Source organism: Enterovibrio coralii (assembly GCF_001559595.1).
GTDB lineage: Bacteria > Pseudomonadota > Gammaproteobacteria > Enterobacterales > Vibrionaceae > Enterovibrio > Enterovibrio coralii.
This window is the reverse complement of record NZ_LNTY01000049.1, coordinates 59,998-86,088: the sequence shown is the minus strand read 5'-3', so window position 1 is coordinate 86,088 and position 26,091 is coordinate 59,998. Positions and strand designations below refer to the sequence as shown.

The 26,091-nt window shown below is 41.7% G+C and carries 28 protein-coding genes and 4 pseudogenes; 10 read left to right on the top strand and 22 right to left on the bottom strand.

The features are described from left to right. The first annotated feature begins 93 nt into the window (after positions 1-93). Both ATN88_RS17590 and ATN88_RS17585 read left to right on the top strand, forming a co-directional pair. Positions 94-1,023: a GlxA family transcriptional regulator gene (locus ATN88_RS17590; protein ID WP_067418769.1), complete on the top strand. Its 930-nt coding sequence runs from the start codon at positions 94-96 to the stop codon at positions 1,021-1,023. Positions 1,024-1,270: 247 nt separating this feature from the next. Then, a complete protein-coding gene (locus tag ATN88_RS17585; protein ID WP_067418766.1) occupies positions 1,271-2,194 on the top strand; it encodes a hypothetical protein in 924 nt (307 codons plus the stop codon). Positions 2,195-2,257: 63 nt separating this feature from the next. Here the strand turns inward: ATN88_RS17585 and ATN88_RS17580 are convergent. From ATN88_RS17580 to tpx, 3 genes and pseudogenes are all read right to left on the bottom strand, one after another. Beyond that, positions 2,258-2,548, bottom strand: a pseudogene (locus ATN88_RS17580) (Mpo1-like protein); the annotation flags it as partial. Positions 2,549-2,679: 131 nt separating this feature from the next. Further along, positions 2,680-2,937, bottom strand: a complete 258-nt coding sequence (locus ATN88_RS17575) for a hypothetical protein (protein WP_067418764.1) — start codon at positions 2,935-2,937, stop codon at positions 2,680-2,682. A gap of 60 nt (positions 2,938-2,997) precedes the next feature. After that, entirely contained in the window at positions 2,998-3,495 is a 498-nt protein-coding gene (gene tpx, locus ATN88_RS17570) for a thiol peroxidase (RefSeq protein WP_067418762.1), read from the bottom strand. A gap of 392 nt (positions 3,496-3,887) precedes the next feature. Here tpx and ATN88_RS28980 point away from each other — a divergent pair, with 392 nt between their 5' ends. The 3 genes and pseudogenes from ATN88_RS28980 to ATN88_RS17550 all read left to right on the top strand — a co-directional run. After that, positions 3,888-3,992, top strand: coding sequence for a transposase (locus ATN88_RS28980; RefSeq protein WP_408607718.1), 105 nt, complete (start codon positions 3,888-3,890; stop codon positions 3,990-3,992). 85 nt (positions 3,993-4,077) lie between these two features. Beyond that, a pseudogene (locus ATN88_RS25585) lies at positions 4,078-5,124 on the top strand (IS3 family transposase). Between the two features lie 17 nt (positions 5,125-5,141). Next, positions 5,142-5,431: pseudogene (locus ATN88_RS17550) on the top strand (transposase); the annotation flags it as partial. A 368-nt stretch (positions 5,432-5,799) separates the two neighbouring features. On the opposite strand, the gene ATN88_RS17545 reads toward ATN88_RS17550, so the two are convergent. From ATN88_RS17545 to ATN88_RS17490, 12 genes are all read right to left on the bottom strand, one after another. Continuing rightward, the gene (locus ATN88_RS17545; RefSeq protein WP_067418744.1) at positions 5,800-6,075 is read right to left on the bottom strand and encodes a hypothetical protein; all 276 of its coding nucleotides are present in this window, start codon (positions 6,073-6,075) and stop codon (positions 5,800-5,802) included. A gap of 774 nt (positions 6,076-6,849) precedes the next feature. After that, a complete protein-coding gene (locus ATN88_RS17535) occupies positions 6,850-7,680 on the bottom strand; it encodes a hypothetical protein (protein ID WP_157490753.1) in 831 nt (276 codons plus the stop codon). A 28-nt stretch (positions 7,681-7,708) separates the two neighbouring features. Next, positions 7,709-8,056: a type II secretion system F family protein gene (locus ATN88_RS28975; RefSeq protein ID WP_408607717.1), complete on the bottom strand. Its 348-nt coding sequence runs from the start codon at positions 8,054-8,056 to the stop codon at positions 7,709-7,711. Positions 8,057-8,090: 34 nt separating this feature from the next. Continuing rightward, entirely contained in the window at positions 8,091-8,750 is a 660-nt protein-coding gene (locus tag ATN88_RS28345) for a type II secretion system F family protein (RefSeq protein WP_269748185.1), read from the bottom strand. Further along, positions 8,695-10,200, bottom strand: a complete 1,506-nt coding sequence (locus ATN88_RS17525; RefSeq protein ID WP_067418737.1) for an ATPase, T2SS/T4P/T4SS family — start codon at positions 10,198-10,200, stop codon at positions 8,695-8,697. The genes ATN88_RS28345 and ATN88_RS17525 overlap by 56 nt, the downstream gene beginning before the upstream one ends. Further along, a complete protein-coding gene (locus ATN88_RS17520) occupies positions 10,197-10,658 on the bottom strand; it encodes a hypothetical protein (RefSeq protein WP_067418735.1) in 462 nt (153 codons plus the stop codon). The genes ATN88_RS17525 and ATN88_RS17520 overlap by 4 nt, the downstream gene beginning before the upstream one ends. A gap of 7 nt (positions 10,659-10,665) precedes the next feature. After that, positions 10,666-11,439, bottom strand: coding sequence for a hypothetical protein (locus tag ATN88_RS17515; RefSeq protein ID WP_067418732.1), 774 nt, complete (start codon positions 11,437-11,439; stop codon positions 10,666-10,668). Next, complete coding sequence (locus ATN88_RS17510) at positions 11,427-11,876, bottom strand: HAD family hydrolase (RefSeq protein ID WP_157490752.1); 450 nt, start codon at positions 11,874-11,876, stop codon at positions 11,427-11,429. Before ATN88_RS17510 ends, ATN88_RS17515 begins: the two co-directional genes overlap by 13 nt. 23 nt (positions 11,877-11,899) lie before the next feature. After that, complete coding sequence (locus ATN88_RS17505) at positions 11,900-13,336, bottom strand: pilus assembly protein (RefSeq protein ID WP_067418727.1); 1,437 nt, start codon at positions 13,334-13,336, stop codon at positions 11,900-11,902. Position 13,337: 1 nt separating this feature from the next. Further along, positions 13,338-13,973, bottom strand: coding sequence for a TcpQ domain-containing protein (locus tag ATN88_RS28340; RefSeq protein WP_067418724.1), 636 nt, complete (start codon positions 13,971-13,973; stop codon positions 13,338-13,340). A gap of 4 nt (positions 13,974-13,977) precedes the next feature. After that, positions 13,978-15,180 carry a hypothetical protein gene (locus tag ATN88_RS17495; RefSeq protein WP_157490751.1) on the bottom strand — a complete coding sequence of 401 codons (1,203 nt, stop codon included), beginning with the start codon at positions 15,178-15,180 and terminating at the stop codon, positions 13,978-13,980. Between the two features lie 120 nt (positions 15,181-15,300). Then, positions 15,301-15,921, bottom strand: coding sequence for a type IV pilus major pilin (locus ATN88_RS17490; protein WP_269748189.1), 621 nt, complete (start codon positions 15,919-15,921; stop codon positions 15,301-15,303). A gap of 307 nt (positions 15,922-16,228) precedes the next feature. On the opposite strand from ATN88_RS17490, the pseudogene ATN88_RS28970 reads away from it, so the two are divergent. The 3 genes and pseudogenes from ATN88_RS28970 to ATN88_RS28960 all read left to right on the top strand — a co-directional run. Continuing rightward, positions 16,229-16,435, top strand: a pseudogene (locus tag ATN88_RS28970) (transposase); the annotation flags it as partial. Beyond that, positions 16,359-16,811: an IS3 family transposase gene (locus ATN88_RS28965; RefSeq protein WP_083539512.1), complete on the top strand. Its 453-nt coding sequence runs from the start codon at positions 16,359-16,361 to the stop codon at positions 16,809-16,811. The pseudogene ATN88_RS28970 and the gene ATN88_RS28965, both read left to right, overlap by 77 nt. A 56-nt stretch (positions 16,812-16,867) precedes the next feature. After that, entirely contained in the window at positions 16,868-17,353 is a 486-nt protein-coding gene (locus ATN88_RS28960; RefSeq protein WP_408607715.1) for a transposase, read from the top strand. A 361-nt stretch (positions 17,354-17,714) separates the two neighbouring features. On the opposite strand, the gene ATN88_RS17475 is transcribed toward ATN88_RS28960, so the two are convergent. Together ATN88_RS17475 and ATN88_RS17470 are read right to left on the bottom strand one after the other, a co-directional pair. Further along, complete coding sequence (locus ATN88_RS17475; RefSeq protein ID WP_067418712.1) at positions 17,715-18,089, bottom strand: hypothetical protein; 375 nt, start codon at positions 18,087-18,089, stop codon at positions 17,715-17,717. 181 nt (positions 18,090-18,270) lie between these two features. Then, positions 18,271-19,068, bottom strand: a complete 798-nt coding sequence (locus ATN88_RS17470) for a hypothetical protein (protein ID WP_232313365.1) — start codon at positions 19,066-19,068, stop codon at positions 18,271-18,273. Positions 19,069-19,418: 350 nt separating this feature from the next. Here ATN88_RS17470 and ATN88_RS17465 point away from each other — a divergent pair, with 350 nt between their 5' ends. Continuing rightward, positions 19,419-19,619 (top strand): hypothetical protein, encoded by a 201-nt coding sequence (locus tag ATN88_RS17465; protein ID WP_157490749.1) that lies wholly within the window; start codon positions 19,419-19,421, stop codon positions 19,617-19,619. Between the two features lie 157 nt (positions 19,620-19,776). Here ATN88_RS17465 and ATN88_RS17460 read toward each other — a convergent pair whose 3' ends face one another. From ATN88_RS17460 to ATN88_RS17435, 5 genes are all read right to left on the bottom strand, one after another. Beyond that, positions 19,777-20,436, bottom strand: coding sequence for an EAL domain-containing protein (locus tag ATN88_RS17460; RefSeq protein ID WP_083539510.1), 660 nt, complete (start codon positions 20,434-20,436; stop codon positions 19,777-19,779). Between the two features lie 84 nt (positions 20,437-20,520). Further along, on the bottom strand, positions 20,521-21,432 hold the full coding sequence (locus ATN88_RS17455) for a helix-turn-helix domain-containing protein (protein WP_067418702.1): 912 nt from the start codon (positions 21,430-21,432) through the stop codon (positions 20,521-20,523). Between the two features lie 813 nt (positions 21,433-22,245). After that, positions 22,246-23,160 carry an aldo/keto reductase gene (locus tag ATN88_RS17445; protein ID WP_067418697.1) on the bottom strand — a complete coding sequence of 305 codons (915 nt, stop codon included), beginning with the start codon at positions 23,158-23,160 and terminating at the stop codon, positions 22,246-22,248. 19 nt (positions 23,161-23,179) lie between these two features. Beyond that, positions 23,180-23,515, bottom strand: a complete 336-nt coding sequence (locus tag ATN88_RS17440; protein WP_067418695.1) for a DUF2834 domain-containing protein — start codon at positions 23,513-23,515, stop codon at positions 23,180-23,182. Between the two features lie 15 nt (positions 23,516-23,530). After that, positions 23,531-24,064: a GNAT family N-acetyltransferase gene (locus ATN88_RS17435; protein WP_067418692.1), complete on the bottom strand. Its 534-nt coding sequence runs from the start codon at positions 24,062-24,064 to the stop codon at positions 23,531-23,533. A gap of 409 nt (positions 24,065-24,473) precedes the next feature. Here ATN88_RS17435 and ATN88_RS17425 point away from each other — a divergent pair, with 409 nt between their 5' ends. Then, complete coding sequence (locus ATN88_RS17425) at positions 24,474-26,057, top strand: Na+/H+ antiporter NhaC family protein (RefSeq protein ID WP_067418687.1); 1,584 nt, start codon at positions 24,474-24,476, stop codon at positions 26,055-26,057. The last annotated feature ends 34 nt before the right edge of the window (positions 26,058-26,091 follow it).

The following is a 26,091-nucleotide window of genomic DNA, read 5'->3' as shown; positions in this document are numbered from 1 at the left end:
GACAGTATGGCAACAAATCTTCAAACCCATCAGTGACCCAAAGGACATAGAACGCTAATATTGGGCCATAGTGTTCGATAAAGCGTGAATCAAATGAAACGTGTTGCATTACTTGCCTTTGAAAACATGAGCCCCTTTCACCTGTCTGTGCCTTGCGTGGTGTTTGGTGATGTCTCCAAAGATTTCGCATTGACCGTTTGCGCAGAGACTGATGCTCCACTTTCCACCACTGCTGGATTTCACCTCAGTACCACGCATGATTTACGGGCTTTTGATGATGCCGATATCATCATTATTCCAAGCTGGCACTCTCCCTATCAGCCACCATCTGACTTACTCATCAACGCACTGCAAAAAGCGCACCGAAAAGGCACGATGATCATTGGACTATGCTTGGGAGCTTACGCTATCGCGGCGGCAGGAATATTGGATGGAAAGAAAGCGACGACGCATTGGGCGTACTTCGAAGACTTCAAAGCACGCTTCCCGTTAATTGATATTGAATCGGATGTGCTCTACCTGCAGCAAGACAACGTGATGACGTCTGCGGGCACTGCGGCAGGGTTAGATTGCTGCTTGCATGTTGTTAGACAAACATTGGGCAGCACCGCCAGTAACAATATTGCACGTTATCTCGTGACGCCACCGCAACGTCTCGGCGGGCAAGCACAATACATTGCAACGCCGATCCCAGAAAAAGGCAGCGACAAAAGGCTCGCAACCGTGCTGGATGAGGTTCTTCAGAGCCTTGACCAACCCCACTCTATTGAGCAACTTGCCGAACGCTGCGCAATGAGCCGTCGTACCTTTACCCGTCATTTCCAGGCTGTCACGGGGAAATCTTTCGGCCAATGGTTACTCTCAGCACGCCTTTCACACAGCCAGCAATTACTCGAAACCAGCACTTTCAGTATTGAACATGTTGCAGCGCAAAGTGGCTTTAACACCCCCACTACCCTCCGCCATCACTTCAAACGCGCTTTTGGCATTTCACCCAGTGTGTGGCGAAAAATGTACGTCTGATCTTTCTTGATTAGTCCCCTCTTATGCACCTCGGCTCGGTAAAATTCGAATAAATTTGTCGCTAAAACAAGAATCTGGTGAATCGTCACAGGGTTGCAACTGAAAAAATGCCTACACCTGTTAGCGTTATTTCTGGACAGTGATTCAGAAATAATCCTGACCCACAAAAAGTCCACGTTATTCCTAGCTACAAGAAAGGTATCTCAACCTCACTTACCCAAAAATCTTTTAGTCAAAGAGGTTAGCAATGAAAAGGACATTACTTGCAACACTAATGTTGGCTGCTGGTGCTGCGACACCTGCGATAGGCGCAACGTGTGATGGCGACCTATTCACAATGAATGCAGGTCGAGGGGATGTAGGCGTTCTCGTTGACGTCGACGAAGGTGCGGCGCGCGCCGGTGGCGATTACTTCACCACCGCCTCTCAGCGTGCAACGTTAAATTCACGCGCGCTGTTTGCAGCGTCTGCAATGGCGTATGACAGCTCGACAGATCGTATCTACTATGCGAACACACCAACGCCGCAAGGCTATCATATCGCTGGCTCTAACAACGGTGATTTCACCGATGAAGAATTCCAAGCACTAGGACTTCATGCGAAGGCCCTGAAGCCTTTTAAGCTGGCGTATTATGATGTTCAAACGGGCACACACCATGAAGTTGGCACCACCCGATTTGAAATCAAACGCATGACGTTTGACCCTGATACAAACACCCTTTACGGTTCTGACCGTGCAAGACTGTTCACCATTGATCCTTCCAACGCCGACCAAAGCACTGTCGGTTTTCTGGATGCCAATATCCGCATCGTAGGCTTTACGAACTGGGGCGACTTCGTTTTCTCAGGCGGTGACTTGCTGTTTGTGACCAATACTCGTGCGTTCTCAATCGACACCAGCGATGCGAGCAGTCAGTTGGAGTTTTTCCATAAGATTGATTTCGTCACCGCAGCAACCTTGGACCAAAACGGCGAAATTTTAGTTTCAGCCAAGAGCCACAATGTCTCTGGTTCGCCAAACACCACCAACCTTTGGTTGCTAGACCCTCCAGCGGTTCAAGGTGACTTTGCTGCCGAGTCTTACGGTGGTCTTGTACCGATGCGTGTCGATGCAATGACCATGGTGGAATCAGGCTCAAGCGATTGTTATCCACCACGCTTCGTGGATTAACCTTTGATATTTAGCCCAATCTAGTACACATAAAAAACGCCAACCTGCTTGTTGGCGTTTTTTCTATGCATTGTCATGCGGTGTAAGGGGAAAGAAGAAATGGAAAACCCATGCGGGCCCTATCAAGAGGAATTGAACATCCTTAAAGAAGGATGGCTTTTTGCCCTCTATGTGATGTCCAACAAACTGAAGGATCCAAAGCACAACAAACAGCACAATAGATATCATCAGAATATTAAAATGAGCACTCTGTAGTTCTACCAACACCATGGTGCAAAACGCAGAAGATGCCGTCATCACCACAAAGGCCTTGAACGACAGAACGAGGTAGAACAACAATACCAACGCCAATATTTTCGCACGGTCCGAAACAACCCGGCAATACCAGCAGCCTGGTCTAACTAAGGATTTTCAACAATAAGAATTTAATAATTTTAATATTTGATAAAATAACAACTTTAGCTAATCGGAGTTGTAAAAAATAATCAGCCTGACAGTTCATCCATGATATTCATCAATAAAACCTCCGCATCAAAGAGCTTCATACGCCGACAAAAATTCAACTCAAGCGAAAGCAGCATAATGATATGATCAATAAGTATGCCGCGCTCCAAATTAGAGATTTTTTTAGTTCTTAACGAGAGAAGATTAATCAACAAACAAATAACGTCGAGTTCTTTTGACTCTATGGAAGTTATTTCTTTATATTCTAGGACTTTTCCAAGTAGCAGTTTATCTTTCATTATCAGCACAAACTATAAATTAATATAATAGCCCATATCTATGGGCTATTATATTCAGAATTAGAAAGAGTTTAGAGCACGTTCATAGTCAGGTTCATTAGTAATTTCGTCTACCAATTCACTGTGCACTACTACTCCGGCAGCATTGACACAGACAATCGCACGTGCATTTAAGCCACGTAAAGCACCATCAATGATTGCTACACCATATTCTTTTGAAAAATTGGGATTACGAAATGTCGATAGATGGCTAACATTTACAAGAGCTTCAATTTCGCAGAAACGACTAACAGCAAATGGTAGGTCTGCAGAGACACACAAAACTTCGGTCTTACTACATGCAGCGACTCTAGAATTAAACTCTTTCACACTTAAAGCACACACCGGAGTGTCAATGCTTGGAAAGATATTAATAACTAGATTTTTTCCTTTAAAATCCGAGAGACCTTTTTCTGACAAATCAGAGGATGTCAGAGAGAATTCAGGCGCATTTTTACCAACCTGAGGAATTACCCCTTCAGTATTTAGACCTTCACCTAAAAATGTCACTTGAGCCATTTTTTACTTCCTTATTAAAGTTATGTGAATGCAGTTCTCATTTTTTAATCCGAACCACGAGAACATTTAACAGCAAAAATCAAACGTTGGTCAACCATTTTCATTTGATATTTTCAGCCAGAAAGAGACAATCGCAAAATGCATAATTTACAACTCAATCACGCGCAAATAAAGCCACAGTTCATGAAAATATCAAATTCAATTTTTATCAATTACCCACAACCATTATAATGTTATTCCATTGTTGGCATATCTTCATAGATATATCATTTAATCAGTAGGTGTTTTAATTATCAGTCTAAATCCCTGCCCTATTGTTTGAGGTATAGCCCTTACAGGCCTCATGCTAGACTACCTTCGTTTGTTACCAGAAATCGAAGGAGTAGCTAGCTATCTTTCGGTGTAAGTGCCATATAATCTGGATGCTCAAGTACCGATTTAAAATTCTAAAGGAAAATGTAGAACATGACCTGCATCGATGTATCCATGCTCTCTAGAACATGAAGAAGTGCAGAATAGTGAATAGCCGCCAACTTGATAGACACACTTTAGTTAGACATGATGACTAACAGACGAGTGTTTATGAGCGGTAAGAAATTTCCAGAAGAATTCAAAATCGAGGCAGTAAAGCAGGTCACCGAAAAAGGCCACCCTGTCTCGAATGTTGCCCATCGTTTAGAGACAACAACATATAGCCTTTATGCGTGGATAAAACGCTATGGACCTGATGCATCTCATCATCAAGCCAAGTCTGATGAAAGCGAAGAAATTCGTCGCCTCAAAAAGGAGCTGAAACGCTTCACAGAAGAGCGCGACATATTGAAGTACATCGCAAGCCAGTCCGACTGAGGTACGCCTTTTCCTTGATCACCAAGCGATTTGACCTATCAGATTGATGTGTCACGTCCACGGCATTCATCCCTGTGGTTACTATGCCTGAGTTCAAAAATCCTGATTGCCAACAGGAGCAGCGGCAGAAGTATCTCCTCGGACGTATTAAACAGTTTTGGCTTGAGTCTGTTGGTATCTATGGCTACCGGAAGATTTTCAGTGACTTTCGAGAAGAAGGAAAGTCCTGCGTAATTAATCTCATTCATCGTTTGATGAAACGGAAGTTTAATCCTACGGCACCGAATAAATCGTGGGTAACAGACATTACTTACATCAAAACACATGAAGGCTGGTTGCATTTGGCAGTGGTCATTGATTTGTTCTCAAGACTCGTGATTGTGGTCGATCAAGAGTCGGATAACCTGAGAGTTGGTGTTAGATGCGTTGCTGATGGCGATTTGGCGTTGTTCCCCAAAAGAGAAAGTACTTTTACATTCTGATCAGGGCAATCAGTACACCAGTCATGATTGGGATAAACTCCTGACTCAGCATGGCTTGGAGTCAAGTATGAGCCGTAGAGGCAACTGTCATGACAATACTGTTGCTGAAAGCTTCTTCCTGTTATTAGAACGAGAACGTATCAAGCGAAAAATCTACTCAACGAGAGAAGAGGCTCGCATGGATACCTTCGAATATATTGAGATGATCTACAACGTGAAACGTCGGCATGGTTCAAACGATCAAATATCACCTGTAGAGTATGAAAAACAGTACGAAGAGAAACTCAAAAGTGTCTAATGAGTCGGTCCTTATTCATCGTGGAGTTGAATGTTCTGATAGAACAGGTGCACTTGTTGATAAGAACACCAACAAGCTTGAGTTTCGCAGAGTTAGTAGTTTTATCAAACGCCGAACCGCGATAAAGCTGTTTGCCAAATTTCCTTACTTGAGGAAGGAGAAGTTGTGGGGGAATCACTTTAGGCAAAGAGGGTACATTGTTGATTCGGTAGTAGCGAATGAATCTATCATTCATCGACATGTAAGACATCAGGAAAAGCAACCAAAGAATAAAATCCCTCCAGATTGGAATAAATACTCTAAGTAGAAGTAGTTAGCTAGCTTTTGGGGTGCATTTTAAAGCTACCTATCTTGTAGACATCTCTTGAGATAACTCAAAATTTTAACTTTTAAAAACACTTTATGAAAAGGAAAAGCCTCCAATGTTAAACCTTAGGCAGTTTGTAAACCATAAGAAGCTCCCTAGTGCTGATTCATTTTAAAGCCTATATAGCTTTATTTACATAGGGACGTTGATTACATTACCCTAATAAGGATTTCCCAATTTAGTACATCTACAGGGTTAATGAAAATCAAATCATTGGAATTGAACCATACTTATAGCAACACTACCATCAACAAAACGGCCGTACATTTAGTAGGTTATTAAAAACCTCTTTAAACCCACCATAGACACTAAGAGAATAGCCCGCGTGACATTTCATATTTTAGCATATTTAGATTAAATGGCTTTTCTATAAAAGTGGTACATATGTTTATATTTTCGAGTGCCAATTCAAAATTCTTTCTAGATTCTTGGTCAGTGTATAACACAAATAAATGGGATTGTTTCTCTTCGCACAAACGTAATAACTCGTCACCTTTTTGATAATTACTCTTACTAGCATTATATACATCCTTGGTAGAATCCAAATCATACACAATTACTTCTATAAATGTTTGAAACTCCACATTAAAGCATCCTTTCCATAACAATGTCTTTTCGATAGGTAGAAACTTACGTGGTCTTAACACTACCACATCGTCGAACAGACACAAACTATTCAAAACCGTTTTGCATGCGTAGGAAATCAAATAGTGCTCAGAACAAACCACCGCGACCTTTTTTATTTTCAAACTTAAAACTACTTTCTAAATTATTCAGACATCAAAGCTGCATGCCGTTCAAGCCGACATGCACTACCAGAAAAGGATTACAGCTAATTTAACAAAAAAACAGTAGACACCACAATGCGTAAACCCGCAAAATTAGCGCTTAAACATTGCCACTGATGATATGGAAAACAACACAACGACACTTTGCCATTTTTAATTTAGGGCTAATCAAATACTAAAATTGCCAGCCCACTATTTAAATGAGCCAGCAACATTATGCATTTACCAGTGCCATACCAAGTAAAGTTTCCTTTTTAAAGCACGACAAAACAGTTTGCCAGTTCATTGATAAGTTCGACGCGGGAATACTTCAACTTCTCGATGCTCTGCTTCTCAGCCTGTTAAGATATACGATCACTTTAAAGCTAGCGGAAATAGACAACAACAGACTTAGTACCAAAAATATCGGTAAAAATAACAAACTCTCTAGCCCGAAAACTTCGGACATTTGCCTCAACACCACTAGCATATAACACCATAAATATTTTAACCGACAATTCAAGCAATAACAAAGCGTCTAGTAGGACTTCTCGGAAACATTCTACTCGCGTTTTAACGGCAATGCCTAAATCACCAACATGCGCCACGCTTTAGTTCAGCGGAATGCACAGCTAAAGATCCGTACTGCTTTATGCACATAACGTTCGCTGTCCCTCTTTCTCGTTCAATATGGTAATTTTTCCCGGAGTAATGAAGCGAACCGTTGTGCCAAATTTCTATCCAAACTTCAGTGGCATCACCGGGTATGGGCAAGTTATTTGCTCCCCATTGTTTAGACCACCTAAGGTTTCGTCCGCCCTGTTTATAGCCGTAGTCATAACGTATAGCAAAACTCGATCCCGTAGCAGTTTGTAGCACCCATGGCTGCAGGTTGTTCCAACCATTACAGGTATCCTCCGAGCAATTACTGCTTAATTTATCAGTAACTAAACGGTCAATCGCACCCGTACTAGGAAGCAGGTCGGTGTACCCTTTAGCGGCCAATTTCAGTGCTCCGTTACTATCGGCTCGATACCAATAACGTTGGCCACGACGAATTAAGCCTCTTTGATACAAGTTTTCAAGTTGACCAAGGGTAGGGATCTTCCATTTATTTTCACTCCTCCCCTCTAAGATGTAGTCGCGCTCAAGCTTCTCCGCATCGTTTCTTGATAGTGATGAGTAAAATGCTTTATCTTTATCTTTAGCACTTTCCGAATAATACGTTGCTTTAAACGTTTCCCCACCGATATCTAAAGAAAATGAGCCACAATCTGCGTCGGAGATACCATCTGCTCGACATAGACTATATGGCGCATTAAAAATCATGCGTGGAGACAACAATCCACCATCAATACGAGAAGACTTAGACTCATAGTCACCATTAAAAGCAATAGCTGACTTAGGGAGTAAAATCATCATAACAGACAGAACTTTAAGATACCGCATACTAAAACCCAGAACCAAGTTTATCGACTAAGCTGAATATAGCGCCAAAAATCCAAATAACTGAGGATGCCAGAACAATCAAGGAAATATTCTTAAGTATCGCACTTAATTTAGAAATGTCATCCATTATTTTACTATCGATTTTGTCAGCCATCTTTTTAACCGTATCGGAAAATGAATCGAGCCCGGAATATATGTTAATAGTTAGCAGCATATCGTTAGTAACAAAACCAGTCTCGAAGGAATCCCTATAACTCTTCCCTTTTTTCATATTGTCATTGATTAAATCTAAATGTGATGACATCCATCTAGACGTTCTGTTATTAATGAGCTTTATGGCTTCCGACATTGGCACTTTATTTACCATCAAAGAGGATAGCATTCTAAAAAAAAAGACCTAACTGTATAACCCGATAATAGTTATAAGGCGGAATTTTATCTAGCACTTCGTTCCTAAAACGCCCTTTCAAAATAGGCATTGATGAATAAACAATGATGGAGATGCCTATTGCAACACCAAAAATAACAACCATCCCCCCGTTAGCGAGATACTCACCAAACGAGTAAAGACTTTTGGTCACTCCTGGCCACTGTTCGAAGGGTAGCACCCCTAGAAAGGTAGGGAATACCTGAAGTGAGTAGCCCATAATGACGAAAAGCACAACGCTAAACAGAATAATCGGTGCCATTAGCGATTTTTTTAGTGCTGAGCTAATTTCATCATTTTTCTCGATCATCTCAACCAGCGTTCGCAACCCTGAAGACAATTGTGCAGATTCCTCTGCTGAGTTGATGACCATCAAATCCTGAGGAGGAACCAAACCAACCAGAGCATCTGTCACTGATGATGATTTTTTCATGTTGCCGATTATAATATCCATTTTCTTTATGAAAGTCTTTCCATAGACTTTCTCACCTTCTTTATTTTTTAGCATTTGCAATGCGTTATAAAGAGGGACGCCATCATCGATTAGGTCAGCCAAGAGTTTATAAAGCTCCAGTCTCCCTTTGCGACTTAAATACTGAAAAAATAAGTTCTTCATCGTCAGATTCCATATGGCCAAATGATGATTTGAAATATTGGTCACAAACAAGGCCATTTAAAGTTAATGCGTATACCTTATCTTTAATTGAATACCCTTGTCCCATTTCACTATGCGACCTATTCGATTTTATATAAGAATAAATATCGACCCATCGATGCTCAGACGTTAGCTTGAGAACATGTAGGTCAGGAACCAAATATTCAACTACTAATTTTCTTCCTGTGACACCCTGCTGCTTACAGCTAACACAGCCTTTTCCCTGTCTCTTGACAGCTCTACCGTAGTCGTTGACGGCATCCTCCGAGCAGTGAGGACAAACCGTGGTTACGAGTTTTTGGTTCATAATACCGGCAATAAAGCCAGGGGTAGCTAATTTGTCTATGCTGATCCCGAGACCGTGAATTCGCTGGAGTACGCCTACAACATTACCCGCGTGTACTGTTGTTAAACACAAATGTCCGCTTTCTACTGCCGATGACAGGGCCTGACCTGTTTTAGTATCACGGATTTCACCGATCATGAGGACATCCGGGTCCCTTCGCATCGCGGAGCGCACTGCTTCTGCAAATAGGTTCGTGCTATCGTTTGACTTAACAACTGAAGATTGCTGAGAGCCAGCAATGACGTACTCAACAGGATCCTCAACAGTTAAAAAGCATCCCTGCTCGTTGTATTTGGAATAATACAGATATTCCATGAAATTTTTTAGAGACGTAGATTTCCCCGAACCAGTTACGCCAGATACAACAACCAGTCCCGAGGGGTTTGACAACATATTCTCTACTAGATGCTGATCAGTTGAGTTAAGCCCCAATTCGTTGAGTTCCCGACACACACTATCTTTTTGATTTGGGTAAATCACCCTAACCACAGCATGATAACTCGCTCCGCCCACACCAGACGAGAATATAGGCATATGTGCATACCTAAATCGATATTCATCCTTGTTTACTTCAAGGATAATATTTGCGTCCTGTGGGCTTTTAGTGTTCCAGGTCGTTTCTTTGGTAGAGGCCATCACGTTGTAAAGTACGAAAAGCATCTCATCGCAATCGGTTGCTAAAAGCTCTTGCTGAAACTGCATTTTCCCGTTTACTCTAAACTTCACTTTGGAAGTGTAGCTATCTCTAATAAAGTGTATATCTGATGACCGCTGAGCTATCGCCTTTTTAAGAATCGTTAATATTCGTTCTTCTGATTTACTTTTTGCCGATAGGTCGAGATCATCACCTCCGGCAAGTTTCACTTCTAATAAACTATAGTGTTCGTCAGTTGTGACCAGAAAGTCCTCGGAATACTCTTCATCTGTTTCAAACTCCATCAACAATTGAGTGAGCTTATCAGAAGAGACCAATCGATATAGTGAGTCGCCGTGACTAGCTAAAATATTATTTCTTTCTCTGAAGAAATGATATTGGTCGTTATCCGAAAAAAAAAGAACTCTCATAACTCGACCGTGTTACCTTTATTGCCCAGAAAAACGGTCCTATTTTTTATATTTACGCGCCAACCGTGGTAATTGTCACCATTTTTAACGTTTGCTGTTCGACCTTCGTAGGACAGCACGGCTTCGACCTTTTCTCCATTGCCAAAAACGTAAAGCAATTCGACAAGTTCTGGGTTGAATCTCTTTTCTTTCTTAATTTCGACTTGAACATGAGCTTTAGGTTGATCGACAGTAGGCACTGTTACCTTAGGTGTAGGCTTTAGCTTCTCACCCCCTTCTTTAAGCTCGATTCTTACTTGCTGGATTTGTTTTTGCAATTCGAGTTGTTCAAGTTTTACTTTCAACGATTCGATATTTTTGAGTTCTTTTTCATAGCTATTATATTCGTTTGCTTGCGCTTGTAGAGAAAAAGATAGAAGCAACAGTGTGGCCGAGCCGTATCCTATTGTATTTTTCATTTAGACCTCAGATACAAAATGCGTTTAATTTCATGGAGAAGGTAGAACCATTCATACTATAACTATCTACGACTATATGCTCGTCGCCAAAGAAATCTTTAATAAGTTTTGGTGCCAGCATATTTTGATAGCTAACATCTATACCAAATTTCTTCAATCCCTTATGGGTAGCCCAGCTATAATCTTTAGGAATTGCGAAAACAAATTGTGGCTCCCCAACTCCCATATCTTCGACCAGGCGACCACCTAAGGTAGTTTTAAGTTCATAAGCAAGTGAGATTAAGTCTGTACAACTCTGAAACGCAAACTCCTCATGAATGGGTTCTTTATCGTCTGCGAACTTTACGTTTTCAAAAAGCAATTCATTTTCGCCAAATATTGGCGTGTATACTTCCCCAGCTCGCTTTATCTCCACATATTGAAAAATGGCGTTTGGTTCTCGGGAAAACTCAACATTACAATAGGTAGGATCACAGTCAAACCCTGAAAGGCTCCAACCTAAAGGCTCCATATCAAGTTTGGTTGTGTACATTTCCTTCTGTAGCTGTTCAATATCAGAGAGCGTGCTCGATGAACCAAAAGTAATCATTCCATCACTGTATTGCGCTTTATGGTTGCGCTCCAAAGCTTCGGCCTGATTCCTAGCTGCTTGTAGCACTTTTTCATCGGCTTGCTTCTTGTAGGCTATACCACCAATTACAATAACCGCAGCAATAGCAATACCAGATACGACGATTGTCTTTCGTCCGAATTTCAAATTTACTTTATCTAAAATAACCACCAGTACGCTCCTAAAGCAAAAAGAATGAAAACAACTAGTGTACCGATAATATAAATTTCATTTCCAAAATGGGTCTTTGCAGTGATGTTTGCTGAATTTACTATCTCTAACATCGCTTCGTTTGTTAAGACCTTGTTTTGGATAGATTGCCCTATCTTCGATTGAAGCACTGATGAGGCGCAATCTTCCATGAAAAAGCACACTTTGTCTCTCCAATAGAAAGCTTTACCTTCCTCTTCAAGAAAAATCAACATGTCACTATAGTCGCCATCAACAATGCATATAGGAGCAAGAAGTTGTGTTTTCTGCAGTTCAGAAAGTGTGGTTTTTTCTTTTGTCAAACAATAATAGAGTTCACCTGATGTCGTTTTTAGACTTAATACAGGATGCCAAGACAGTCGCTCAAATTCTTTATATGCTGGGTCATTTTTTTGCACCCAAACACAGTTCGATAAATGCATCACTTCCTCGAAACTATACTGTCAAGTTTATAGCTATTGGCCCCAACAAGAACAGCGATCACTTTATCTTCTAAAGCGTCTTCATAACCCGCTCCAAATAGCTTTGCCGCTTTTTGTGAGTTATTTGCATTTCCACGGTATAAAGTGATTAATTCAACGTCTCCGGAGTCAATTGTAACGGTAGAAAGTGTTTCGTTTTCGTCGACTGTCGGCAACTGTACGCCATCTACCTTTGCTAGCCCCACAAGCTGTTTTCTTGTGAATCCCGACATCAATTGAATTCTACCGTCTTCTAGCACTTTTGGAAGAATCAGCATACTTAAACCAGTCTTAATCTCTGCAGTTTTCACTGCCGTTGTAGACTTTTCAATAGTATCGCTATCCGTCTTCTCAATTTCTGAGATGTAAGATGAAGTCGTCGTCAAGTTAATCGGCATTATGCGATTCGGTAATCCAACAAACTGTCCCTCACTCACAACATCTTGTCCAATCTGTTGAACGATAGCATCAAGTCTTCCACTTACCGATCTTTTAGCGAAAGAAACACCTGCGGCTGAAGCATTCGAAGATATCAAATCAACAATGTCACTGGTAACTGTGAAATTGTCTCCTGTTTTGTTAATACCAAGATTGAGTGCCAGATGGTCAAGTTTAGACTGGTTGAGACTAATAACACGGTATTGGACAGATACCTGCATTTGGCTTTCTGACTTTATTTTATCAAAAAGCTTGTCGATCTCTTTTATCACCCAAGGGCGAGCTTTGACATTTACAATGGCAAAATCTTCTAAGATCGTTGATGTACCATCGTCCCCGATCGTCTTGTCTAAATAGTCGGATATTTTTTCCCATGTATCGCTTTCAACAGTTTGCTCAGAAGATGCACTGAAGCCAGCAGCTGCGCCCTCGCCACCACCAACAGATAGACTAGCTGACGCTTTTGTGTTGTCGATAAACTGGTCTAAACTATATACTTTAGTTTGGTAGAAGCTAACATCTAGCACCTTATTTTCACCGACGTTAATGACAACGCCGTAAAGGTTCCCAATATAATCGAAAAATTCGCCTATAGTTCCTTCGAACGCGACCTTTTTTGTCTCTTTATAAATCTTAGTGTTTTTTTCAGATACGTCATGCAAGTCAGTTAGGTAGTAAGGTACATTGAATCGGTCCTCAACTACCTCTAACACCTCTTGTATGCTCAGCGGCGCAACACTGAAAAAGCTCATTGGTGTATCTAAGAAGTCATTCTTTTTAGTTGTTTCAGTTACCGATAAATATGCGCTATCGTATTCAGCAAAATTCGCTGATTTTGAATCTCGAGCTGCGGCAAGAGCTTTTATTTCGTTATCAGTTATTTCAAAAGAACTTTGTTTATCCAAACTACTACAACCGCTTAGTACCAGAACAGCTCCTACAAGTAATTTTTTTTTCATTTTATCCTCTGACTGAATAGACTAGCACTACGTTATTTTTGGTGTAAACATTCATGTGAATATCGATACCCGAACGAGCCAACTCATCTGAAATTTGTTTTAAAACAAGTAAAATGGTGTCGCCTTTGTAAGTGATGTTACCATCAAATATTACATTTTTGTCTGTTTTCCAAAGTAATTTATACCCTTCAGAATTCAATACTTCATTCAACTGGTGCTTTAATGACTCACCTTCTTGGAAATTCACCTCTAACTCAGGGGGGGTCTCCGGCGTTGCTACTTCTTTTACACCATTACTTGCCAACTGTATTTTTTCGTAATCAGTTGGCCTGATTTTGTTCTCTTCTGAAAAACCACCTTCGTTTTCGATATCGTCAGAATGGAATGAAAACCACTCTTGTCCGAGTTCATCACTATTCTCGTCTTTGCTAATAACTAGCGATGCATTACTTTTACCGTTATTAAAAAGTGATTCATTTTCATTAAGCATATCACTTGTATTGTTGAGCATTTCTATATTTCTAAGAGCTCGAGTCTGATTTTGTTCTAGATTATCTACGCTTGTATTATTTTCTATACTTAAAGTATTACATCCCGACAATGCTACCGCTATAGCCGGAAGGATGAACATACGCATTTTATTATTCCTCTTCGCACCACTGCATTGTAACAAACGACATCGACCTAGGATTCTTAAGCACTGACGAATCGCCATTATCCTTTTTGTAAGCCCCATCTATTGCTACAGCACCGTTAATCAAAAATACTTCTTTGCCGCCTCTAGTGCCCTTCTCCCACTCTAATGAAAGTCCTGATAGAAAGGCGTGTTTACCTCCAGCACCTTTAGTACCCTTACTGACAATAGACGCAGGGTTGCTAAAATCAGTACCAGCTTCGGAGCCCGACGAGAAAGAGCTGTTCAATGCCACTAATTGATTGGTCCAATTAGACCCTTCTTCATTAACCGGACAAGTTAAAAACGGCACTTCTACTGGCCCGCCGCCACTTCCAAAACTATGATATTGAACAGTGACAGGAGTGCGTTTTTTCTCCACACCAAAAGCGAATCCGCTATCAACAACCAAATAGTCTTGCTTCGGGAACCCGCGTTTGCTTTTCAACCTAATACAAGGTCGACTTTCATCGTTAGCACTGTCCCAACACATCGGCGCATTAAGAGCAAGCGGAACAGAACCGTCACGCTTCAATGTTACTTCAGAGTCATAGAATATTTTAACTTTCGCGCCTATCGTTTTATCCGATGCCTTCATTTTTTCAATAAATGAATTAACTTCGTCTAAGTTGGTTGTTAGAACATTTGAAATGGTTTTCCATTCTCCGATGCGAGTGATCGTGTCGCCAGTTATTTCCATCTCACCAATTTCTATGTCTGTATTTGCCAGACGAAACCCATCAACACTATTTATATTTGGTATTTTACTGATTACATCATATGCATTTTCGAACTCGTGCCCCCTAAAGCTATATATACTATAACCGTTAACTGCGATTCTTTTAGCTCTTGGAAAAGCAAGATTATTATATGCTACGAAGTCAAACCAACTCCCCTGATATGTTAAGGAAAAAGTATCAGGCTTGTATGAGCAGTCTACATATTTCCTCTTGACATCGGCTGGCACTACCCCAGGCACGGAGCATGAGCTACTTTTCATCCATTCAAGGTCAGGAGCTTGTCTAATGTTTTTTCCAACCACAGAACTAGCAAGTAAGGGGTTAACAACTTTTTCACCAACTCCTTCTTTATCAGTCGTTAAATACACTTGGGAAATGTACTGCATTATGGTCTTTTGCAATTCAACAACTTTAACGGCAGACTTTTCCACTTCCTTTTCTTTCGCTGCTTTAACTAGTTGGGCGCCAGCGAACGCCAGCCCCAACCAATAACAGCAGCGGCTAATATCGCCTCTAGTAGCGTAGCTCCGCGCTGTTTATTTTGCATACGATTATCTATTACCTAGGAAGATGTCGTAATAGTTAGTCGCACCTGCATCACCACCACAAAGGTTAGTTAGGTGGTCCAAGTTAGTAATATCGAACTGGTTTGCACCACCCTTAGTCGACTTAATTACGCCAGTCGGTTGGTTTGCCGTAGGGTCCACGTACATATCGGCTGCTAGTGCTGAACCTGCTGCACCAACCTCAATGAAAGCGAACAGGTCAGAACTACTTGAAATTAGTGCGCGACATTGAGCCTGAGACATGTTTGCTACTTTTATCGCAAAACCTCTATTGTCTGCCTTATTGTCTTTAGTGGTTAAGACCTCTAACGTCTGACCAGTAAATGGATTGACCAAATCAGACTGAGTCACTTTACCCATAGAAACTAGAGCTTTATTCAGCTTTTCTGAATCAGCTGTGGTTTTAACAGCTGGGTAAGATTTTTGGCTGCGGTAACTCTGAACCATTGCCGTCTGAATAACGTTTAGTGCCTGAGACAGCTTAGTTGTATTCTGATTATCGATAGCTCTTTGAGCGAGCACAACGACACCAGCAGCTATAACACCCATAATGCCAAGGACAATAATTACCTCAAGAAGAGTCATGCCTTTTTGAGACTTATAAATATTAGCTTTTGTTTCGCTACCTTTTTATTGCTGTTGTTTTCTTCTATTTTCATTTTTTATCTCTGTTATTGAGCATTTCTGAATAAGTCGTCGAAGAGCTTAACGCTTCGCGAAAGACCGTTTAGGTTCACCGCGATAATACACCCATGCACTTCTGGGACCGATATCACAGTGCGCAAAGTTACACCCACTTTGTGCAGACACGGTTGAATGAATTGTGACTGAACGTCCCACGATTTAGGGAACACACAGTCAGTCCATAAAGGGGGGGCTTATGCAGACCTAAAAATCAGGAAAAAAGACAGCCGAATATTCACGAAACTTTAAACGTAAAGCGTTGGAATGGGTCTTTCAAAATCACCGTACAGTCAAGTCAGTTGCAGAAGCATTAGATATCCATCCGTTTATGCTTTCGAAGTGGCGACGCACTTACCTTGATGAAGTATTCGGTATACCTAAGTCCCCTCCCAAACCACAGAATAAGCCAAAAACACAAGATGAAATATCCACATAAAAGCGACGCATTACTGAGCTTGAAGAGGAAAATGACATCCTTACGAAGTGGCAACGATTTCCGGCTGACCAAAGAGGCAATCCTTCGGATTCATAAAGACATTCACCGGCGTGTATACATTGAAATTGATTGTTTACACGTTAATGTGTCAGCCAGTGGTTATTGCGCTTGGCTGCACCGCAGTGTTTCTAAGCGCGCACAGATAGACAAGATACTTGGCGAAAGATTCACGTTATTGCACAAACGTAGTGAAATCAGATATGGCAGCCCGAAGATACATAAAGCGTTGAAGCAAGAAAGCGTTAGCGTCGGCAAGAAACGTGTCGGTCGTGTGATGAAAGAGGCAGTATTAAAGGCACGTGTCGACAGAGTATAACGTCGTAAGAACAAAAGCTGATCGCTCTTCAGGGGCTATAAAATCGTCGTAGAGAGTTGTCTAAGCCATTAAAAATTAAACAGTACTGGTCATCGATCATGACCTACATTCGAGTTAGAAATAAGTGGGCTTACCTAGCTGTTATCATTGATTTATGTTCGCGGAAAATTGTGGGTTGGGCTTTAAGCAGTCGACTAGATATGGACTTGACCATGCTCGCAATCACGAAAGCAGTTAGGTCTAGGAAGCCCAAACACGGATTATCATTCCATACAGATAGAAGTCGTGAATATTGTGTGGGTCGTGTGCGGTATCACCTGAGCGGTATTGGTGTGATGCAAAATAGGAACCGTTCTGGTCGTTGCACAGATAATGCAGAAGTGGAGTCCTTCCTCAAAACGCTGAAAGGCGATTTGATTAAGGATGTCTTTATTGGTCGTTTAGTGCAGCTTGAAGAACAACTCCGGCGATACGTTGATTACTTTTACAACCGATCACGGCTTCACGGTAGTATGGGTTATATTTATCCAATAGCGTTTTAGAAACAACAGATATAGATAATTCAGTGTCCGTTTAAACGGAGGAACATCAAAGCACCGCCCTCTCTATAAACAAATAGAGAAACCTGTCAACAGTGCTTTCTAATTCGTGTAACTGCTTAGTGTAATTTAAAAATTTCAGAAATAAACCCCAAATATTTGAGTTTGTTATCTATCGCAGATTGTTTATAGTATAACATCTCCACATTCACTTTATAATTAGAAAATAATTCCCCAAGAGCCACTCTAATAGAATAAATACGTAATTTAGCTAAAGCTCAACGGCTAACTCTAGATTGCCCATATTATTCGTGCGCGCTTCCAATGTGGTTAACGTTTAGTTTAAACCTTAACGGATAGACATCTATCCCATCAAGTTAATGGCAGCCTCCGTTTTATTTTCATTGGTTATCTGCCTGGCTTTCGACAACATTCTGACGTTTGTCATTCTCTGCTCTCTTATTAACTTCAGGCTAGCCATATGATTATCATAAGAAAGTTGACGTTTACTTATCCTTTGCGGCTGAGTAAAGCTGTGTATTTCCCTAGGCCGAAAAAGATTTTTTTTTTGCCCTTTAGCCTTCCACTGACTTTCTACCAAAGCAGCCAAAGAAAGATGCCCGTTAACTTTAAATGACTTCCTTAAACTACGGAAAAATACAATTTCCAACCTTTCTGAACGATTAAGATTTTTACATTTCTCTTTGGCAAGAGTCTTAGGTTTATTTTCAAATTTCAAACATCCCCCTTCATTGGGTTAGTTAGGTGATGCGTAAAAAGATCATGCTCACAAAAAAAACAGTAGATGATGCATGATCTTTACGTTAAAAAATAAACATTCACATAAAATTTCAAGCTTGTTGAATGGCTCTCATTAAAATATAGCTATTTCAAAGATTCAAAAAGATGCACAGTTTCACTCAACGAATGTGAATATTATTGGAATCACATCTAAAAGTGCCACGAGGCCCCGTTGTTGCGCATTCAAATGTTGTTCCAATATTAGACTCCCAAGCTACCATTGCTTTAAACGATACTGTCGAGCTGTTTCTAAGGCTTCCGTTTTCCCATTGTTTTGACGATGAGTTATACCACAGGTCAGCGGTGTGCCCACTTGTATGCAAACGTACTCTCACCGCCTTAGGTTGCTCAAAAGGAAATTTCATTGTCGTCCCCGTTGACGTACTGGTTTGCATGAAATCCACAAAAGGGTGCTCTACGAGACATGATGCGCCCGAACAGGAATCACCTGCGTATGTATTGGCAACCAAGTAAGGTAAAGCGTACCTATTTGACGAAGGAACTGAGCCTATGCTGACAGGAGCAAATACACCGAACCTATTTCTACTCCAGAACCCTTCGCCTTGCTTTGGGGTTATTTCTCCATCTTTTACAAGGTGCTGTAATTGTTCTAAGGTTGGGATGACAAAATTGCGCCCTTGAAGAGTAAATTTTTTTTCAACTTGCAATAACTCATCAGCATCTAATTGGCTATAGTCAAAACTCGCAATATCTTTATTGGCATATTCCTTGAATGTTTTTTCACCTAATGGGATTGAAACATTTTCACACCTGGTTTTGTCTGTGATACCAGCAAGTCCACATAGAGAATAGGGCAAATTAGCAGCAAATTTATTACTTCCAACCGAAGCCCCAGACGTATTCGAGGATTCATAATCAGCTTGGAATGCATACAATGGCATGCTAATCGTAAGCAATAGTAAACTCGTTATCTTAATGTTAGGCACTTTGATGCCCCCCCTAAACCGTGTAAAGCAGATAAAAATCAGCATAGCGAAAATTTCGAATGAAGTAATAAGCATCGATTAATTGAGTATTCATATTTCTCAACAGACGTTGCTATCATCACCTATGTATTTGTTTAAGTGACGCAAACAGGTCGACTCATCGCTGCATATCATTGTTATAATGCCCCATTATTCCCAATGAAGTCTTAATAATGACGAGACCTTTTTATGCCTCAGTACATTCGTTTTTTTGCTTCAAAGAGTGTATTCATAAGCATTTCAAGATCCAATCTATGACTTTAAAAGGAAAAATTAGTAACATGTCAAACATTGATAACGATGACTTCACTGGTAAAATTTCAAGAGTTAAAGAGACTATAGCTATTAGTTTTAACCCGCAAGCACAAATGATTTTACATAGACAAAGAATCCCACAATTAATGGAATTCTTTAATTTGAGATTAGAGCAAGGCCAACTATTCTTATTGACACTTTATTTATGGCACCCTCCAAGCTTTTAATGGTTCTTTGTTTAGAGCTAGCGCTGTCAATAGATCGACTTTCAAAAAAAGAACGATTCGAAATCGCTAATACTTTATGTTCTACAGATTTTCTTTTTGAGAAACACATCAAATGAAACACTACTTGCATTGAAACTTCGGAGATTTAAATCTATATTCAAATAGTTAGATTAGCCATACTTGTCGGTTGAGAAAGCAAGAAACCCTGTATGGCACAGTGCTTAGATATGTTTCTTACGGCATCGTATTGCGCGTTTGTTTCCACCCCTTCATAAGTTATTTGTTCAATTTTCATAAAGTCGAGAATCCCAACGATAGATTTTAGAATACGTTGTTTTTCAGTGTCGGAATCAACATTAAGCACCAGGGACTTATCTATTTTGATGTTTTTTATGCCAAGCCTAATAAGGTTGATAAAGTTTGCATCTTTCACTCCAAAATCATCCATTATTACCTTTACCCCAGCCACCTCCAACTTTGATATATTTTCCTTTGCGCTAAGATAGTCAAGCGGGTACCCGTCTTCAATTAACTCCAAATATAGGTTGTGTTGGAGTAATGTAGAACAGCAAAAATCCACGAAATTTTCGTTGCAAATGCTGGCAGCACTAACGTTAACTGAAATGGGAAAGCTAGGTCGATGTATTTCTATTTCAGAGATCACCTTTTCAATAACCTTCTTATCAAAAGCTAAGGCATCCGCTTGGCTTTTGATAAAACTCTCCATATCTGAGACCTCATCATTCCGGAAAAGGGCCTCTGCATATGAAATATTTTTGTCAGTATAGATAGCCTGATAATGCATGTAAAAACTCATGAGACTTCCACAATAAGTATTAGTAAACCACTTGTTAGTACATACCTAGTATTACGCACTAGAACATACTAATTATTTTTAAAATCAAGCCACCAAGCTATTCTGCTTTTGTTTCTTTTTAAAAGATGACAGAGATTCTCCGAAGCGTTTACTAAACACTCGATTAGCAGACACAAGACTTTTAAAGCCACAACTATGTGATATTTCTTCCAGATCAATAGCGTAACATTTAATTACCTTATCATATAATCGACTGACTCTAATATCATTTATGCATTCTAGAAAGTTCTGGCCATTTCTTGCTAACACATACTGAACCTTTCGTCTTGACATATATACACAGCTCGCCAAGCTCTCTAGGCAGAAATTTGGGTCTTGATAATTTTTTAAAATAACCGTTCTGATTCTTTCGTAATCCGTGTCTAGTACTTTTTTATAAATACCTATGGCAACCAAATTGGCTATTGCATTTAAGTCATAAAGTGGGCACTCTGAAGACGTTATGCCATCTAATAAAACAGTGACAATGTCTTCATGAAGTATATGCGCCTGTCTCACCCTCTCTCCCGTCCTATCAAACGCAGAGAGAAAGCTTTCTCCTAGTATGAGAACTATACACTTTTCATCAAAGTCAAAGTCATCAGTATTAGAATGTATTTTGATCGTTTGTTTAATGCTGGCTGTTCTTTCTCCAGTACCACCTATCCGCTTCTCGTAACAAAGTGCAACGTAGTTGCCAATATATAGTGACATCCTTGCAGCCTTTATTTGCCCAGAAGCACCAGAAAATAGAAATACGCTCTCAGTAGAGACGCAAATGTAGCTAGAACCTTGTGTAAGGTTCATTATCAGAGGTAACCTGTTTTCCATAGCATCATCTAAACCAAGTGAAAACAATAACATTTGCTGTATCAAAAATGCTACATCCGTCGCAAAGAACAGTAAATCCCACAATGCGCAAACATAAGTTGCGTGAATTGATGCTTTTTTTTGCACCGAATAGCATTTTGCTTGCGCAGCAAGCTATTCATGTACAGTCGAAACTTAGCAATAATTCAGCCACTATTTTTCTTAACTCATGCTTAATGATATGCTACTCACAGAACTGATCGACCATTTGAACCAGCCCGCTTTTCTCACAGATATGGTGACGCGAAAAATCCTTTACTCAAACACTGCTCATGAGAATTTAATGAACAGTGTTGCTCTCTCTAGTACATCGAGAAACATCGATAATCTAATTCTACAGCAGCCATCCCCCCTCATTGTGGCAGAGTTGGAGTATTGTAAACACGTTGAAAACACCGCGATAGAAAGTATGTCCACCACAATTGCCAGAGAAATATTCGGAGGGCAGGTTTACTTTACTTTGAGGACTGTTGTTTTATTCAACGAAAAGCCAGCACTGTTCTCGTTAATATTCAAAAGCGAAACAATAGATAAAATTAGCTGCAATGAAATGGAATCTTTTGTCATATAAACAGAACCGCAAAAATAGCTAAATTTGGTCGAGCTGTTTTTTGCTACTGCAGCAAAAACAATTTTCACACCATGTCGTTGGTAGAGTCGGCCACCCCAATGTACTGGGGTGACGCAGTTCAAGACAAAGTTGTTTTCGCAAGAAGGTTAGCTAAATTTCCGGCAAGTATGCAGAAGTTTGCGCAGAAAGTCGGAAAAAGAAAAGGCATGGCTAAATGTACGTCTAGTTAACACACACGGATTACTTTAAGCTTCAAACCTATCTTAAGACAAATAGTTATTCAGCTGCATTTTGTTATCACGCTCATACCCTAAGGAGAAGCGTCGAGGTTATGCGACACCGTTGCCTTTTGACGCGACCCAAATGCGATACCACTGCTCGTGTGACAAGCTGATTTTGGTTGCTTCCACCGCCTCTGCAACGCGCTCGATTTTGCCGCTACCAATCAATGCAACTGGGTTTGAAGGCAACTTCATTACCCAGGCATATGCCACTTGGTCGACGCTGCTCGCGCCAACTTCTGCGGCAACTTGCTCAAGTGCAGTACGAACACGCAGCGTTTGCTCGTCATTGCCGTTGAACAAACGACCACCGCCCAAAATCGACCACGCCATCGGTCTGACACGAGCTTGTTGCAACATGTCTAAAGAGCCGTCTTCCAACGCCCCCATGTTGAATGGGTTGATTTCAATCTGGTTAGTAACCAGCACATCTGACAGGCGAGATTGCAACAGAGCCAATTGTGACGGCGTGAAATTTGAAACACCGAAATGGCTGACTTTTCCGCTTTGCTTCAGCGCATCAAACGCTTCGACCACTTCATCGGCATCCATCAACCAATCAGGACGGTGGATAAGAAGCACATCGATGTTTTCAATGCCCATACGAGAAAGCGACAGGTCTACAGACTCGAGAATGTGCTGACGGCTGGAGTTGTAATGAGAGACTTCTGGTCGACCATCAACTGGCGGTACAGGCACGATGCCGCATTTAGTGATGATTTCAATCTCATCGCGAATGCTCGGCTCGAGTTTCAATGCTTCGCCAAACAAAGTCTCGCAAGGCGGCTTGCCATAGACATGTGCATGGTCAACGGTTGTGATCCCCATTTCCATGTGAGATTTCAAAAAGGTCAGTCTTTCCTGCGGGCTCATGCCCCACTCGGCCATGCGCCAGTAGCCTTGCACAAGCGATGAGAATGATGGCCCCTCAGGCGACATGAGAACTTTTGAAATTAAGGACATAACAACTCCAATTTGCTAGTTATGAATCTTCGTGACTGAAAAAGGCTCGAAGCTTTACTCGCTCACGCAGATAAAGATAAAACGGCAACCCAAAAGAAACGCCAATGGTTAGCGTGCCAGCAATGGCAAGGGAGCGATAACGGATATCATGCTGCCGTCCGTCAGTGATGATGAATACTATCAGGGCGATAGCTGAAATAACAACGTCAATCCAAGCAAAAACACTGATTGGATTCGCTAACAGATCGGCAAGAAAAAGGGACGGATTAACGCCATTCTCGATGACCCAAGGTACTAACGCTGCATACGGGAATAGCGTCCCTAAAATCGCAAGTATCAGATAGATAGCAGGCATCCTTGCTCCTTTTCTTTATCCGTCTTTGGCTAGACCATATATAGCGTGATCAACAATACGGTCATTCAGGTTTTCTGCCTGAGTGATTATGCCTTCCAAGGTAAATCCCAGACGTTCACACAACCGACGGCTTGGCGCGTTGCCTGTGGCCGCTGCAATTTCAACTTTCGTGAGTTCCAGTTGATTAAACGCCATATCCACCAGCGACGCTACACAGCGCGACGTGATGCCGTTACCTTGAAAATCCTTACTCAGCCAATAACCCACCGTCGCTTTCTTAAGTGACTTGTCGATCGTATTAAAGCTTACGTTTCCCACGACCTGTCCTTTGTACACCATGGCACAGGTCATGGATTTACCTTCCGCGTAGCCCTTGAGGGATGATGTGATAAACGCACTGAAAAACGCCTCTCCATCAGCATGAGGCGGCCAAGCTAACCACGTAGAGAGGTAATCTCGTTCTCGCGCGACAATGTCAAAATACGTCATGGCAAAAGACGGTTGCACAAGCGCGAGGGAAACCTCTTCATCGATTTTATATACAAACATGGCACCACCTTAGTCCGAGAAAAGACATGTGACCCCGTGAGCACGTCAATAGCCACATGTTCACAAAACACATGAGAAAGAGAACAGCGACGTCCGAAATTTACGCATTGAGGCGAAAATTCACCGCTAAAACTGCAAATAACGACATTGAATCTGACTATAAACATGACTTCTATCAGGGTGTTAGCGACAACGCGATAACTTTTCTAACAAAAGTGTTCGTATTCATCACGGCTCGGGGATAATATGACGAAAGTCACACTTTGTTCTCAACATGTACATCGTGTTCACATTGAGTTCGGTGACCCTCCTTTAAAGCCTAAACAGTCAAGAAACGATATCAGCTCAGTTTTTCGCGCTTAGCGAACCATTTTAGATTTCTTTCTTGTGTTTAGGATTAACAATTACGATGAACTTGATTGATTTTTCGGACTCCGCTTGGTCCGTTTTTCCGCCCCTTTTGGCGGTGATTCTTGCGATATCTACGCGCCGCGTACTTTTGTCCCTTGGTGTGGGCATTCTCTCGGGCGCATACATGCTCAGCGACAACTCCGTGCTCGGCGGACTGCACTACCTTGCCGAAAAGTTGATCAATTTGGTGTGGACTGGCGGTCAGGTTAACGCTGACAACGTAAACATGATTATCTTCATGTTGCTGCTCGGCTCACTCATCAGCTTAATGAGTATCTCTGGGGCCACGCAGGCTTTTGCGAACTGGGCTGAGAGAAAATGTGCAACGCAGCGCAGCGCAAAGTCGCTCACCGGTTTGATGGTCTTCATCTTTTTTATCGATGACTTTTTCCACTGTCTTTCCGTTGGCGCGATTTGCCGCCCAATTACAGACCGCTTTAAGATTTCTCGCGCAAAGCTCGCTTACCTGTTGGACTCGACGGCAGCCCCTATGTGTGTGCTGATGCCGATTTCATCTTGGGGTGCGTACATCATCGCGTTGATCGGCGGCGTACTCACGGCATTGAGCATCACTGACATCAGCCCTATCGGTGCGTTCGTTTCAATGGTACCGATGAATCTCTACGCTATTTTCACGCTTATCATGGTCGTGAGTGTCATTGCGTTCAAACTCGACATCGGCGCGATGAAAAAACACGAAGACATGGCGATGGAAGGTCAGTTGTGGGACGAATCTAAAGGCCGACCAAAAGGGCTGGATGTGCAGGTAGAAAACGCAGGTAATGGTGGCATGATTGATATGGTGCTTCCGATCCTGACACTGACCAGCGCAACCGTGTTTTTCATGGTGCAATCTGGCGCGGCATACTTATCAGCACATGACATGCCATTCGCCCTTATCCCTGCCCTTGAACACACCAACATTGGTTCTTCACTGGTTTACGGTGCGTTGAGCAGCCTTGCAGTTTCTATTGTGCTGGCGATGCGTTTAAACCTCAGCACCAAAAACTGGCTACAGGCACTGCCAAAAGGCGTCTCTGCCATGCTACCCGCGATCATCATCCTGTTCTTTGCATGGACGATTGGTGCGGTAGTACGCGACATGAAAACCGGTATGTATTTAGCGTCTCTGTCAGAAGGTAACTTGCCTTCCGCATTGCTGCCAGCGGCCATCTTCCTGCTTTCATGTGTCATGGCATTCGCTACCGGCACGAGCTGGGGAACCTTCGGGATCATGTTGCCACTAGCGGGTGATATAGCTGCTGCAACAGACATTGCAATGCTGCTGCCTATGATGTCTGCGGTCTTGGCGGGTGCTGTATTCGGCGACCACGCTTCGCCCATTTCGAGCACCAGTATCTTGTCTGCCACAGGCGCAGGGTGCCACCACATCGACCATGTGATGACACAGCTTCCCTACGCTGCCACTGTCGCCTTTGGCGCGCTCCTTGGCTACCTTGCGATTGGTTTCACCCACTCAGCGTGGATGGGCTTCGCAGTCAGCAGCATTTGGTTTGCCACTTTCTGTTTGTTTGCCCTCAGAAAACAAAAAAGCACAAGCGCAGAGCCAGTGCTTTCATAAACAACCAGAATGATAAAGGGCGTGAAAACGCCCT

Coding starts and splice junctions, on each gene's coding strand:
- ATN88_RS17590 (WP_067418769.1), top strand. CDS start 94: ATGAAACGTGTTGCATTACTTGCCTTTGAAAACATGAGCCCCTTTCAC.
- ATN88_RS17585 (WP_067418766.1), top strand. CDS start 1,271: ATGAAAAGGACATTACTTGCAACACTAATGTTGGCTGCTGGTGCTGCG.
- ATN88_RS17575 (WP_067418764.1), bottom strand. CDS start 2,937: ATGAAAGATAAACTGCTACTTGGAAAAGTCCTAGAATATAAAGAAATA.
- tpx (WP_067418762.1), bottom strand. CDS start 3,495: ATGGCTCAAGTGACATTTTTAGGTGAAGGTCTAAATACTGAAGGGGTA.
- ATN88_RS17535 (WP_157490753.1), bottom strand. CDS start 7,680: ATGATGATTTTACTCCCTAAGTCAGCTATTGCTTTTAATGGTGACTAT.
- ATN88_RS28975 (WP_408607717.1), bottom strand. CDS start 8,056: ATGTCGGAAGCCATAAAGCTCATTAATAACAGAACGTCTAGATGGATG.
- ATN88_RS28345 (WP_269748185.1), bottom strand. CDS start 8,750: ATGAAGAACTTATTTTTTCAGTATTTAAGTCGCAAAGGGAGACTGGAG.
- ATN88_RS17525 (WP_067418737.1), bottom strand. CDS start 10,200: ATGAGAGTTCTTTTTTTTTCGGATAACGACCAATATCATTTCTTCAGA.
- ATN88_RS17520 (WP_067418735.1), bottom strand. CDS start 10,658: ATGAAAAATACAATAGGATACGGCTCGGCCACACTGTTGCTTCTATCT.
- ATN88_RS17505 (WP_067418727.1), bottom strand. CDS start 13,336: ATGAAAAAAAAATTACTTGTAGGAGCTGTTCTGGTACTAAGCGGTTGT.
- ATN88_RS28340 (WP_067418724.1), bottom strand. CDS start 13,973: ATGCGTATGTTCATCCTTCCGGCTATAGCGGTAGCATTGTCGGGATGT.
- ATN88_RS28965 (WP_083539512.1), top strand. CDS start 16,359: ATGAAGTATTCGGTATACCTAAGTCCCCTCCCAAACCACAGAATAAGC.
- ATN88_RS17465 (WP_157490749.1), top strand. CDS start 19,419: ATGTCAAACATTGATAACGATGACTTCACTGGTAAAATTTCAAGAGTT.
- ATN88_RS17460 (WP_083539510.1), bottom strand. CDS start 20,436: ATGAGTTTTTACATGCATTATCAGGCTATCTATACTGACAAAAATATT.
- ATN88_RS17445 (WP_067418697.1), bottom strand. CDS start 23,160: ATGTCCTTAATTTCAAAAGTTCTCATGTCGCCTGAGGGGCCATCATTC.
- ATN88_RS17440 (WP_067418695.1), bottom strand. CDS start 23,515: ATGCCTGCTATCTATCTGATACTTGCGATTTTAGGGACGCTATTCCCG.
- ATN88_RS17435 (WP_067418692.1), bottom strand. CDS start 24,064: ATGTTTGTATATAAAATCGATGAAGAGGTTTCCCTCGCGCTTGTGCAA.
- ATN88_RS17425 (WP_067418687.1), top strand. CDS start 24,474: ATGAACTTGATTGATTTTTCGGACTCCGCTTGGTCCGTTTTTCCGCCC.